General features: G+C 71.8%; 10 protein-coding genes. All 10 read right to left on the bottom strand.

Going from position 1 to position 12,021, the window contains the following annotated elements; translation table 11 throughout:
• Positions 1 to 16 precede the first annotated feature (16 nt).
• Entirely contained in the window at positions 17 to 595 is a 579-nt protein-coding gene (locus tag ABFX51_RS20905; protein ID WP_346054655.1) for a UbiX family flavin prenyltransferase, read from the bottom strand.
• Positions 592 to 1,980 (bottom strand): aldehyde dehydrogenase family protein, encoded by a 1,389-nt coding sequence (locus tag ABFX51_RS20900; RefSeq protein WP_091509556.1) that lies wholly within the window; start codon positions 1,978 to 1,980, stop codon positions 592 to 594. The genes ABFX51_RS20905 and ABFX51_RS20900 overlap by 4 nt, the downstream gene beginning before the upstream one ends.
• Entirely contained in the window at positions 1,980 to 2,732 is a 753-nt protein-coding gene (locus tag ABFX51_RS20895; RefSeq protein WP_091509557.1) for an SDR family NAD(P)-dependent oxidoreductase, read from the bottom strand. Before ABFX51_RS20895 ends, ABFX51_RS20900 begins: the two co-directional genes overlap by 1 nt.
• On the bottom strand, positions 2,729 to 4,063 hold the full coding sequence (locus ABFX51_RS20890; protein WP_091509559.1) for an MFS transporter: 1,335 nt from the start codon (positions 4,061 to 4,063) through the stop codon (positions 2,729 to 2,731). The genes ABFX51_RS20895 and ABFX51_RS20890 overlap by 4 nt, the downstream gene beginning before the upstream one ends.
• A 283-nt stretch (positions 4,064 to 4,346) precedes the next feature.
• Positions 4,347 to 5,255 (bottom strand): LysR family transcriptional regulator, encoded by a 909-nt coding sequence (locus tag ABFX51_RS20885; protein ID WP_091509560.1) that lies wholly within the window; start codon positions 5,253 to 5,255, stop codon positions 4,347 to 4,349.
• Between the two features lie 7 nt (positions 5,256 to 5,262).
• Positions 5,263 to 6,453: a xanthine dehydrogenase family Fe-S subunit gene (locus ABFX51_RS20880; protein WP_091509563.1), complete on the bottom strand. Its 1,191-nt coding sequence runs from the start codon at positions 6,451 to 6,453 to the stop codon at positions 5,263 to 5,265.
• Positions 6,440 to 7,261, bottom strand: coding sequence for an FAD binding domain-containing protein (locus ABFX51_RS20875; protein ID WP_346054654.1), 822 nt, complete (start codon positions 7,259 to 7,261; stop codon positions 6,440 to 6,442). Before ABFX51_RS20875 ends, ABFX51_RS20880 begins: the two co-directional genes overlap by 14 nt.
• A gap of 7 nt (positions 7,262 to 7,268) precedes the next feature.
• Entirely contained in the window at positions 7,269 to 8,048 is a 780-nt protein-coding gene (locus tag ABFX51_RS20870) for an enoyl-CoA hydratase/isomerase family protein (RefSeq protein ID WP_091509567.1), read from the bottom strand.
• 2 nt (positions 8,049 to 8,050) lie between these two features.
• Positions 8,051 to 10,450 (bottom strand): xanthine dehydrogenase family protein molybdopterin-binding subunit, encoded by a 2,400-nt coding sequence (locus tag ABFX51_RS20865; RefSeq protein ID WP_091509570.1) that lies wholly within the window; start codon positions 10,448 to 10,450, stop codon positions 8,051 to 8,053.
• Entirely contained in the window at positions 10,447 to 11,958 is a 1,512-nt protein-coding gene (locus tag ABFX51_RS20860; RefSeq protein ID WP_091509573.1) for a class I adenylate-forming enzyme family protein, read from the bottom strand. Before ABFX51_RS20860 ends, ABFX51_RS20865 begins: the two co-directional genes overlap by 4 nt.
• Between the last annotated feature and the right edge of the window lie 63 nt (positions 11,959 to 12,021).

The raw sequence follows: 12,021 nt of genomic DNA, 5'->3' as shown, positions 1-12,021 counted from the left end.
CCTGCCAGCCGGGCCGTCAGCGCGCGCCCGCCGTCCAGCGGGCGGTGGCGGGGTGCGGCAGCCGCAACGCGTCGAGCGCACGGCCGACGGTCTGCGTGACCAGCTCGTCCAGCGAAGCCGGCTTCGTGTAGAACGCGGGTACCGGCGGCATGATCGTCGCGCCCATCTCGCACGCCTGGCTCATCAGCCGCAGGTGCCCGGCGTGCAACGGGGTTTCGCGCACCAGCAGCACGAGCGGCCGCCGCTCCTTGAGCGTCACGTCCGCGGCCCGCACGAGCAGTGTCTCGTCGTAGCTGTTCGCGATGCCGGACAACGATTTCACGCTGCACGGCGCGACCAGCATCCCATCGGTGGGGAACGATCCGCTCGCGATCTCCGCGCCGAGGTCGTGCTCGGAATGCACGTGGTCGGCCAGCGCGCGCACGTCCGCGACGGTCAGGTCCGTCTCCTGCGCGAGTGTCGCGCGCGCCGCCTTCGTGAACACCAGGTGTGTCTCGACGCCCAGCTGTGACAGCAGTTTCAGCGCCCGCACTCCGTAGACGACCCCGGACGCGCCGCTGATGCCGACCACGATCCGCGGCGGGAACCCGGTCATACCGGCCCTCCGAAGTGGACGTGCTTGAGTTCGGTGAACTGCTCGATCCCCTCGACGCCCCGCGTCCGGCCGAGCCCCGAAGAACCGTAGCCACCACTGGGCATTTCGGCGTAGGACCGGTTGTAACCGTTGACCCACACCGTGCCCGCCCTGATCCGCCGCGAAGCCCGCCACGCCCGGTCGAGGTCCGCGGTCCACACCGACGCCGCCAGCCCGTACGGCGTGGCGTTCGCCAGCGTGACCGCCTCGTCCTCGTCGTCGAACGGCTCAATGCTCAACAGTGGGCCGAACAGGTCGTGCTGCACCAGCGGCGAATCCACACGCAGGCCGGTGACGGCGGCAGGTGTCACGAAGTGCCCGGGCCGGTCCAGGCGCTCGCCGCCCGTCAGGACCCGAGCGGACGAGCGGGCCAGCGCGATGTGCTCGGAGAACCGGTCCAGTGCGGGCCCGGAGATGAGGGGCCCGACGTCGGTCGCCTCGTCACGGGGATCACCGGTGCGCAGGGTACGCAGGACGTCCACCACGGTGTCCCGGACTCTCGCGAAAACCGGGCGCTGCACCAGCAACCTCGTGCACGCCATGCACATCTGGCCGGCGGTGATCACCGCGGCACGGGCGGCGGTCTCGGCGGCCTCGTCCACGCGGGCGTCGGCGAACACGGTCATGCTCGCCTTGCCGCCCAGCTCCAGCAGCGCTCGTGTCATGTCCGGCGCGGCGGCCGCGCGGATCGCCGCACCGACCGCCGTCGAACCGGTGAACGCGACCGCCCGCACGAGCGGATGTGTGACGAGGCGTTCCCCCACGAGCCCGTCGCCGACGACGAGCCGGACGACGTCCTCACCGATCCCCGCTTCACGGGCCAGTTCCAGGGCGCGCCGGGTGACGAGGGTGGTCTGCGGAGCCGGCTTCACGAGTGCGGTCACGCCGGCCGCGAGCGCCGGGGCGAGATCGCGCAGGAGCAGCAGCAACGGCCAGTTCCACGGCACGATGAACGCGGTGACGCCGACCGGCTCCCGCACCAGGTGCGCCTGCGAACCGTCGGGAAGCGTGCCCGCCCGGCCGTGCACCAGCCGGGCCATGCCCGCGTTGTAGCGCAAGGCGTCCACGACGCCGGTGACCTCGATCCCCGCTTCCCGCACGGGTTTGCCGCTCTCGGCGACGAGCGAGGTCACGAGTTCGCCGCGGTGCTCCTCCAGCAGATCGGCCCAGCGCCACAACAGTCCCTGCCGCTGCTTCGCGTCCACCGGCCAGGTACCGTGCTGGGCCTCGTCGGCCGTGCGCACCGCCTTGTCCAGCTCCCCCGGCGTGGTGGCCGGAACTTCGCCGAGGACGCGCAACGTGGCCGGGTCGGCGGGCCGGGCGTCCTGCGGCACCTCCCAGCCCATCAGACGAACACCCCGCCGCCGTCCACCACGATCGTCTGGCCCGTCACGAACCCGCTGTCCGGCCCGGTCAGCCACAACACGGCGCCGACGAGGTCGTCGGGCCGCATGTCGCGGGGCAGGGACCGGCCCGCGCTCGCGGCGGCCACGTAACCGGAGTCGTTGAGCGCACGGGTCGCGGCGTCGTCGACCAGGCCGGGCGACACGGAGTTCACCGTGATCCCGTACCGGCCGAGTTCCCTGGCCGCGGCGCGCGTCAGGCCCTCGACCGCGGCCTTCGACGCGACGTAGTGGGCGAACCCGGGAGGCGCGGTCCTCGCGACGGACGACGCGATGTTGACGATCCGGCCGCCGCCCCGCTCCCGCAACGCGGGCAGCGCCGCCTTGATCACCTGCCACATCCCGCGCACGTTGACCCGCAGCACGAGGTCCCAGTCGTCGTTGGTCAGCTCCTCCAGTGGCCGTTTGCGGCCCAGTCCCCGGTAGACGGCGGCGTTGTTGATCACCGCGTCCAGCCCGCCGAAGCGGTCCACGGCCAGCCGCACGGCGGACTCGAGCTCGGCGTCCTCCGTGACGTCGCAGCGCTGGAAGACGGCCTTGCCGGGACCGGCGACGGATTCGACCGCTGCGGTGCCGTCGGCGAGGTCCACCGCCACCACGTTGTGGCCCGTCGCGGTGAGCGCCTTGAGGTACGCGACGCCGATGTCGCCGGTGCAGCCGGTCAGCAGGACGGTTCGCTCGTTCACAGCGTTCACAGGATCTCCTCCTTGTTCGGGGTGCGGGCCACGGCACGCGACGCCGGTTCGTCCATGCCACCACGGGTTTCCGGGCTGATCGCGTTGGCCACGAGGAACACGGCGACCATCACGCCGAGGAACACGACGAGCCTGCTCGGCACATCCGCGAGCCCGGGGCTCGCGAGGTTGACGAAGGTGGGCATCAGGCCGCCGATCATGAAGCCGAGGTTCCAGCAGACCGCCGTGCCCCGCGAGCGTAGCGCCGTCGGGTACCGCTCGTTGAGGAACACGAGCACGGGCGCGTAGGCGGCGTTGGCGAGGAACCCGAGCGCGGTCGAGTACCACAGGATCGCCGTGGTGGCACCGGGATCGCTGCTGCTGATGAGCCACACGAGGAGCGGCAGCGCGACGAGGTTGACGGCGCCGAAGGCCAGCATCGTGCGCCGGCGGCCGAGGTGCTCGCTCAGTTCCCCGGCGACGATCGTGCCCAGCACCACGCCGAGGCTCGACACCAGCAGGATCACGCCCTGCGTACCGCCACGGACGCCGGTGACGTCGCCGAGCAGCGTGGGCAGGTAGCCGGAGGTGAGGTAGTACTGGGATCCCGCGCCCGCGACGAGGACGATGTTGAGGGCGAACACCTTCCCGCGCCCGCCACGCACGAGGTCGGCCAGGCGCGTCCTGGGCGGCGGTCCCGCCTGGTGCGCCGCCTTCCACAGCGGGGACTCCTCGACGCCGCGCACCACGAGGTAGCTCAGCAGGGCGGCGACGAGACCCGACAGGAACATCACGCGCCAGCCCCACACCGTGAACTGCTCGCCGGGGAAGAGCTGGCTCACGCCGATGTAGAGCCCGCTGGCGAGGGCCGCACCGACCCCGGCGCCCCCACCGCCGATCAGCCCGGACATCAGGCCACGCCAGCGCGGCGGCACGCTTTCCGTGCCGAGCGTGTGCGTTGCGGCCACCACCCCGCCGACGAAGATGCCCTGCACCAGCCGCAGCGCGAGGAACAGCAGCGGTGCGGTGATCCCGGCGGCGGCGTAGGTGGGCACCAGGCCCATCGCGGCCGTCGACAGCCCGACCCCGGCGAGCACGACCACCATGGTCTTCTTCCGCCCGCTCCGGTCCGCGACGACGCCGAAGATCGCCGCGCCCGCGGGCCGCAACAGCACGCTGACCGCGAACGACGCGTACACCGCGGCGAGGCTCAGCGTCGGGCTGTGCGCGGGGAAGATCAGCTTGCCGACGGTCCCGGCGATGTAGAGCAGGATGAACAGGTCGAACAGATCGAACGCCCAGCCCGCGACCGAGGAAACGGCCGCGTAGAGCGTCGCACGACGGGACGCCATACCCACCTCCTTGTGGTGTGTGCTCGCCCTTTGCAGGAACTTCTTGGTCTGTTCCGTGGCGGCAGGCGGCGGAACCTCCGCCGCCCACCCGTCGCCCGGCTCCCGCCCCCGGTGAACGTGCTGTTCCCGGCTCCGGGATCGCCTCCCCATGACTGTCCACGTCATCACGGGTTCTCCGCTCACCGAACGGCTGCCACCGCTTTGAAGAGATCTCCCTCCCCATTACAGCCAGGGCGGGTTCGCGCGGCGATGCGCAGTTCCCTACCGGCCCGGTAGGCGTTGCCTATGGCTCTCCGTCCACTGTGGTCTCGTCGCTCAGCTCGCGCGTCGCCGTCAGCAGCAGGTCCAGCAGGGCCCGTGCCGCGGGTGCGAGCTGACCGCCCGCGCGCCACACCACGGCCAGCTCCCGCGCATCCCGCGGATCGGCCAGGCGCACGGCGACCGGGTAATCCGCCGCGACCAGGCGCGGCACCACCGAAACCCCGACCCCGTTGCGCACCATGCCCGCGAGCACCGACAGCTGCTCGGTCTCCACGGTCACGCGCGGCGTGAACCCGTGCCGCCGGCACGAAGCCTCCAACAGCTCCCGCAGGCCAGAACCGGTGGACATCGCGACAAAATCGGCTTCCGCGAGGTCGGCCAGGTCCAGCTCCGCGAGCCCGTCCAGCCGGTGTCCCGGCGGCAGCATCGCCACCATCGGCTCGCGGATCAGCACCCGCCCGGTGATGCCCGGCCGCGACCACGGCGCCCTGGTCAACGCGAGGTCCAGCTCGCCGACCTGCACCATCCGCTCGAAGTCCGCCGAGACGTTGTGCTCGATCAGCCTCAGCTCGATGTCGGGGTGCGCCGCGCGGTACCCCGCGAGCACGCGCGGCAGCACGCTCGCCCCGGCACTGGGCAGGGTGCCGATCGCGAGCCTGCCGCGCTGCAGGTTCCGCACCGCCACGGCTTCCTCGCGCGCCCGCTCCAGATGGAACAACGCCGGCCGGACGTGCTCCAGGAACACCTCCCCCGCCGTGGTCAGCACGACCTTGCGACCCAGCCGCTCGAACAACGCGACGCCGAGTTCCTTCTCCAGCTTGCGGATCTGGACCGACAGCGACGGCTGCGCGAGGTAGAGCACCTCGGCGGCCCTGGTGAAGCCGCCCGCCTCGGCGACGGCCGCGACGTAGCGGAGCTGGTGCAGTTCCACCGGACCCTCACCGCCGGCGCCGCCGGAACCGGTCGAGCAGCGTCGCGAGCATGAGCTTGAGCGCGCTGGGCGGCTTGACCGGTCCCTCGGGCGCCCTGCCCGATGTCGCCGCGGTCGCGACCGCGGCTGCGAACTGCTCGAACATCCGGCGGCTGATGTCCCCAGCCAGCGCGCGGCCGAACTGCGCGATCCGGCCCGTCAGGTACACCTTCGCGTCGGCGTGCAGCACCGTGCCGCCCGCCGTGGCTTCGGTGCGCAGCTCGATCGCGGCCTGCGTCTGCGCGCCGCCGGTGTCGCGGCCCTGCGCCAGCACGCGCAGCCGCCCCGCCGAGCGGTCGTGCTCCAGGATCCGGGCCACACCGTCGAACTTGAGCTTCACCGGCCCGACCGAAACCTTCGCGCGCCCGGCGTAGGTGTCCGCGCCCAGCTCCTCGGTCAACTCCGCGCCCGGCAGGCAGCTCGCGAGCAGGTGGACGTCGTCGAACACGTCCCACACCCGGCCGGATTCGACGTCCACTCCGGTCGCTACCTCGACCGCGATCGTGGGTTCTCCGTCCGGAAGCGCGATTTCCGTGGACACCGGCTCCGCCACGGCCTCGGTCTCCTGCCGTTCGTCGCCGACCCGGACCGTCGCGCGCCCCGCCAGTGCCCGTGTACCGCAGTTGCCCGGTGCCGGAATGCCTTCCGGGAACGACTCCTGCGTCTCACGCACGGCCGTGACGATGTTGCGGTAACCCGTGCAGCGGCAGATCACCCCGGACAGCTCCGCCGGCAGTTCCTCGGGCGTCACGTCCGGTTTGCCAGTGAGCAGGTCGTAGGAGCTCATCAGGAAGCCCGGGGTGCAGAACCCGCACTGCAGCGCGTGGTTGCGGCCGAAGGACTCCTGCAGCGGGTGCAGCTCGTCCGGTTTGCCGAGCCCTTCCACGGTCACGATCTCGGCGCCGTCCAGCTGTACCGCGAACAGCAGGCACGCTCGCGCGGCCTGCCCGTCCACCAGCACCGTGCACATGCCGCACACGCCGTGCTCGCAGCCGACGTGCGTGCCGGTTAGCCCGAGGTGGTCGCGCAACGCGTCGGACAGCGTGACGCGGGCCGGCAGCTTCAGCGTCGCCGGGGTGCCGTTGACGGTGAAGGTGACGTCGACGAGTTCCCCCGCTTCCGCACGGACCGGGCGCGGGGTCGGTTCAGCGGTCGTCATTCCTGGCCTTCCTGGTGGCTCGGTCGATCTCCCGTCGCGCGAGCACGCGGAACAGGCGGCGGCGGTAGTCCCGCGAGGCGTGCGCGTCACCGTCGGTGTCGACCATCTCGTCGAGCAGTTCGGGCGTGACCTCGTCCAACGCCACGGCACGGGTCACCGGCCGGTCGGAGATGCCGAACCCGGTCAGTGTCACGCCCTCGCCGCGGACGTGCACCGCGACCCCGGCGAGCGCGAAATCCCCGTGCCTGCGAGCGATTTCGGCGAACCCGAACCCGTCGCCGGGCAGTGCCGACGGGAACCGCACCGCGGTCAGCAGTTCGTCGGGACCGAGCGCGGTCATCATCGCCCCGGCGAAGAACTCGCGGGCCGCGACACGGCGGGTGCCCGAGGGTCCCGCCAGCGTCAGCGACGCGTCGAGGCAGCAGGCCACCGCGGGCAGTTCCGCGGCCGGGTCGGCGTGCGCGAGGCTGCCGCACACCGTCCCCCGGCTGCGCAACTCACGGTGGCCCACCCACGGCAGCGCCAGTCCCAGCAACGGCACCTCCGAGCTGACCGGGTCCCGCTCGACGGTGCGCTGCCGGACGGTCGCGCCCAGCTCGGCGTACCCGTCGCCGCGCTCGATGCGGTCCAGCCCGGGGATCGCGTTGATGTCCACCAGCACGTCGGGCCGGGCCAGCCGCATCGCGAGCACCGGCACGAGCGACTGGCCGCCCGAGATGACCTTGCCGCCCCCGTCGGAACGGGTCAGCTCGGCCACCGCCTCGTCCACTGTGGAGGGACGGGAGTAGGCGAACGGCGCTGCCTTCAAGGGGTGCTCACCTGCCCTGGAACTTGGGCGCGCGCTTCTCGGTGAACGCCGCGACGCCCTCGGCGAAGTCCTTGCTGGAGCGCAGCATCGCGTACGCCTTGCGCTCCAGCTCGATCCCGGAGTACAGCGGCGCGTCCACGCCCTTGTCGAGGACCTCCTTGGCGGTGCGGGCGGCCAGCGGCGAGTACCCGAGCAGCACCCCGACGATCCGCTCGACCTCGGCGTCCAACGCCTCGCGGTCCGGCAGCACGTTCGCGACCAGCCCCCAGTCCCCGGCCTGCTGGGCCTTGATCCGGCTCGCGGTCATGATGTGGTACTTCGCGCGGGACAGCCCGATCAGCCGGGCGAGCCGCTGCGTGCCACCGGAACCGGGGATCATGCCCAGCCGCATCTCCGGCAGCGCGAACTCGCTGCGCTCGGTGCAGACGCGGATGTCCGTGGACAGCGCGAGTTCCAGCCCCACGCCGAAGCAGTAGCCGTCGACGGCCGTGATCACCGGCTTCGGGCTGCGCGCCGGGGCGGTGACGTTGTGGCCGAGGTCGGTGAAATCGACCGGGTCGACCTCCATGAAGCCCGCGATGTCGCCGCCGGAGGAGAAGTGCTCGCCCTCGGCCCGCACCACGACGACCTGGATCTCGTCGTCGGCGTCGATCTCGGCGAAGCGGTCGGCCATCACCTGCCGCGTCTCCCAGGTGATGATGTTGAACCTGCCGTGGTCGAGCGTCAGGTAGGCGACGCGGCCTTCGTGCCCGCGGTCCAGCCGGATCTCGCCTCCGGTGAGTGCCATGCTCAGTTCTTCCCTTCCTTGTTCTCCAGCAGCGCGTGCACGACGTCGCCGTGCAGCGGCAGGCTCGTGATCTCGACGCCTTCGGGCGCGAGCGCGTCGGCGACGGCGTTGGCGATCGCGACGGGCAGGCTCATGCAGCTGCCCTCGCCGCAGCCCTTCGCGCCGAGTTTGGTCAACGGCGACGGGGTTTCCCGGTGGTCGCTGTCGAGTTCGTAGGTGGTTTCGGCGGACGTCGGGCAGAGGTAGTCCATGAACGTCGCCGTCGGCTGGCCCGCGTCGGTGTAGCGCATCTCCTCCAGCAGCGCGCCGCCGAGCGCGTGCGCGAGCGCGCCGTGCACCTGGCCCTCCAGCAGGACCGGGTTGAGGATGGTGCCGGCGTCATGCACCGTCACCACGCGCTCCAGCTTCACCTCCCGCGTGTCGCGGTCGATCCGCACGACCGCCAGCTCCGCGACGAAGCCGTAGCAGAGGCTGGAGTTGATCTGGTCGCTGCGGCTGGCGGCTTTGGACTCCGGCGGGGTGAAGGCGGCTTCCTCGTACAGGCGCGCCGAAACGCCCTCCGGCAGCGAACCCGGGTCCCAGTGCACGAGCCCGGCCGCGTGCCGGAACGCCACCGAGCGCTCGGGTTCCGCGCGCACGCGGACCTTGCCCTCGGCCAGTTCGACATCCGCGGCGTCGGCGCCCAGCAGCACCGCCCCGGCGATCTTGATGGTCCCGGCGAGCCGTTCGCTCGCCTCGACGAGCGCGCTGGTGAGCAGCGGCGCGAACCGGGAGGAGTAGCTGCCGGAACTGATCGTCCACGGCGTCGTGGCCGTGTCCATCTCCACGACGGGGCGGACGTGCTCGCGCGGCAGCCCGAGCTGGTCCGCGACGATCGCCTGTGCCACGGTCGCGTGCCCCTGTCCCTGCGGCACGGTGCCGAGCAGCACCGACACCAGCCCGTTGGGGTCCACGCTGATCCGCACGTGCTCGGTGGACCCGGACTTGCCGCGCCCGGCCGCGCGCTGCTCGGCAGGCGTGGCGAGGCCGACGTAGCCGATGTTGGTCGCCGACGGATCGACGATCGTCGCGATGCCGATGCCGAAGTACTCCCCCGCCTCGCGCGCGGCCCGCTGCCGCTCACGCAGCGCCGGGTAGTCGGCGTTCTTCAGCAGCAGGTCCACGGCGGCGTGGTAGTCGCCGGAGTCGTAGATGCCGCCGGTGGGTGTGGGATAGGGGAAATCCGAGCCGCGGACGAAGTTGCGACGGCGCAGCTCCACCGGATCCAGGTGGCACTGCTGCGCGACCTCGTCCATCAGACGTTCGAGCCCGAAGTACAACTGCTGGCCGCCGAACCCGCGGTTGAGCCCGGTGGGCGTCTTGTTCGTCACCACCGCGCGCGAGCGGATCCGCACCGCGTCGACGCGGTACGCGCCGGTGATGTTGCCGAAGCAGCGGTACAGCGTGCTCGGCTCGGGCGGCCGCAGGTACGCGCCGACGTTGTCGATCAGGTCGGCCCGCAGCCCCTGGACGATCCCGTCCTCGGACACCGCGGCCTCGAACCGCATCTTCCGGTCGGACCCCGCGGAACTGCCCAGCAGGTGCTCGACGCGGTCCTCGGTCCAGCGCACCGGACGCCCGGCATGCTTGCTCGCCAGCGCCATCAACGCGACGTAGGGGTAGATCCCGGCCTTGATGCCGAAGCTTCCGCCGTTGTCGGCGGGGATGCGCAGCCGGATGCGGGACGCGGGCACGCCGAACGCCCCCGCGAGCACCGCGACCATCGAAAACGGGCCGTGGAAGTTCGCCCACGCCTCGATCGACGGCCCGTCGGCCTCGTCCCGCCACTCCGCGACGACCGAGTAGCACTCCATGGGGGTCGAGGAGTAGCGCGGGAAGTCGTACTCCCCCACCACGACCCGGTCTGCGCGGGCGAACACCTCGTCCACGTCGCCGAAGTCGAACGTGCGGTCCGTGGCGACGTTGCTCTCGGCGGTGTCGTGCAACCGGGGCGAGTCTGGCGAGAGGGCGTGCGCGATCTCCACCACGGGCGGCAGCGGCTCGTACTCGACGTCGATCAGCTCGGCGGCGTCCTCGGCGAGGTACCGGTCGGCCGCGACGACGACCGCGACCGGTTCGCCGACGAAGCGGGCCTTGTCCACCGCCGTCGGGTAGTACGGCATCGGGGTCTTCACCGCCAGCGGGAACGGTTTCAGCTCAGCGGCGACCTCCTCCGGGCCGAGCACCGCCGCCACGCCCGGATGGCGGCGGGCCCGGGACAGGTCCACGCTGCGGATGCGCGCGTGGGGATGGGGGCTGCGGACGATGGCGGCCGTCAGCGTGCCGGCGAACGGGTCGAGGTCGTCGAGGAACCGGCCGCGGCCGGTCAGCAGCGCCGGGTCCTCGATGCGGGCGGTGGTCATGCGTGCTCCTGAAGATCGTGTCGGGCGAGCACCTCGTAGTGCCCGGCGCCCAGTTCGCGGCGGAGGATCTTGCCCACGGCGGACTTGGGGATCTCGGGCACGGCGATCACGCGCTTCGGCCGCTTCAGTGACGGCAGGCCCGAGCCCTCGCGGGCGAAGCGCCACACCTGCTCGACGGCTTCACCGGGCGCGAACCCGTGCTCCGGCACGAAGAATGCGGTGACCGCCTGGCCCCACCGGTCGTCGGAGGTCCCCGCTACCACCACCTCACGCACGGCGGGGCAGCGTGCGAGCGCGTCCTCGATCTCGTCGGGGTAGATGTTCTCGCCGCCGGAGTTGATCATGTCGTCCACGCGGCCGGCCACCCACAGGTCGCCGTCCTCGTCCGCGGTGGCGAGGTCACCGGGGAAGTACCAGCCGTCCCGGATGGACTTCGCGTTGGCATCCGGCCGGTTCCAGTAGCCGGAAAACGCTTCCGGGCTGGCCATCGAGACCGCGAGCTGCCCCTGCTCCCCCGGGCCCACCAGGTCGTCCGGGCCCGCGCCCGGTTCCGGGGCGACGAGCCGGATCCGCGAGAACACGCCCGCCCGGCCCGCGCTGCCCGGTTTCGCCGCCGCGTTCGGGCCGACGCTGAACGTGTAGATCTCCGTGCTGCCGAAGTGGTTCACGAACTTCCGCGGGCGCAGCGCCTCGGTCAGCTGCCCGGCGAGTGCGGTGGTCATCGCCGCCCCCGCGTAGGAGATCTTTTCGACCGACTGTGCCTCGGCGAGTCGTCCGGTGCGCAGCAGGGACCAGAAGATCGTGGGCACGAGGTAGAGGCTGTTGACGCCTTCACGCAGGACCAGCTCCATCGCCTCGTCGGCGTCGAACCGCACCTGCGGCACCCACGTGCTCGCGGTGACCACGGACGACAGCAGTGTGCGCATGCCCATCGTGTGGAAAAGCGGCATCACACCGAGCGTGGTGTCGAAACAGGACTGTCCCGTCTGGATGATGTGGGCGAGCGCGGCGTAGTGCTCGGCGGCGTGCGTCCTGGGCACCCCCTTGGGTTTGCCCGTGGTGCCCGAGGTGTAGAGCATGACGCTGATCGCGTCGTCGGGTACCGCCACCGCAGGCGCCACGCCACCCCGGCTCGCCTGCGTCTCGATCGCTTCCGCGGAACTGCCGGCCACCGGCGGGATCTGCGCGAGCGCCGTGCCGACCAGCTCCTCGTGGGGCTCGTCGAAGACCACCAGCGCGGGTGCCGCGTCGGCGATGCAGTACGCCAGTTCGGGCGCGCCGAACCGGAACGACAGGGGGACCGACACCGCCCCGAGTTTCTGCGCGGCCAGGTGCAGGCTCGCCAGCGGCAGGCCGCCCGCGAGCACGAACACCACGCGGTCGCCGGGACGCACCCCCAGCTCGCCCAGCGCGCGGGCCAGGCGGCCGGTGTGCTCGTCCCACTCGGCGTAGGTGAGCGGGTGCCGGCCGCCGACGGCGCGGCGCCGGGATAACGCTCTGCGGTCCAGCGCAGTGCTGTGCCCAGATCCATCACTGCTCTCCGTTGCAACAGTTCGGAAGCGGGACGAAGC

The organism is Amycolatopsis dongchuanensis, assembly GCF_039542405.1.
GTDB lineage: Bacteria > Actinomycetota > Actinomycetes > Mycobacteriales > Pseudonocardiaceae > Amycolatopsis_E > Amycolatopsis_E sacchari.
The sequence above is the reverse complement of the archived record's forward strand: the minus strand, read 5'-3'. Positions and strand labels throughout refer to the sequence as shown.

Bases quoted from the DNA above. Each gene is read 5' to 3' on its own strand.
- ABFX51_RS20905 (WP_346054655.1), bottom strand. From the start codon at position 595: ATGACCGGGTTCCCGCCGCGGATCGTGGTCGGCATCAGCGGCGCGTCC.
- ABFX51_RS20900 (WP_091509556.1), bottom strand. From the start codon at position 1,980: ATGGGCTGGGAGGTGCCGCAGGACGCCCGGCCCGCCGACCCGGCCACG.
- ABFX51_RS20890 (WP_091509559.1), bottom strand. From the start codon at position 4,063: ATGGCGTCCCGTCGTGCGACGCTCTACGCGGCCGTTTCCTCGGTCGCG.
- ABFX51_RS20880 (WP_091509563.1), bottom strand. From the start codon at position 6,453: ATGACGACCGCTGAACCGACCCCGCGCCCGGTCCGTGCGGAAGCGGGG.
- ABFX51_RS20870 (WP_091509567.1), bottom strand. From the start codon at position 8,048: ATGGCACTCACCGGAGGCGAGATCCGGCTGGACCGCGGGCACGAAGGC.
- ABFX51_RS20865 (WP_091509570.1), bottom strand. From the start codon at position 10,450: ATGACCACCGCCCGCATCGAGGACCCGGCGCTGCTGACCGGCCGCGGC.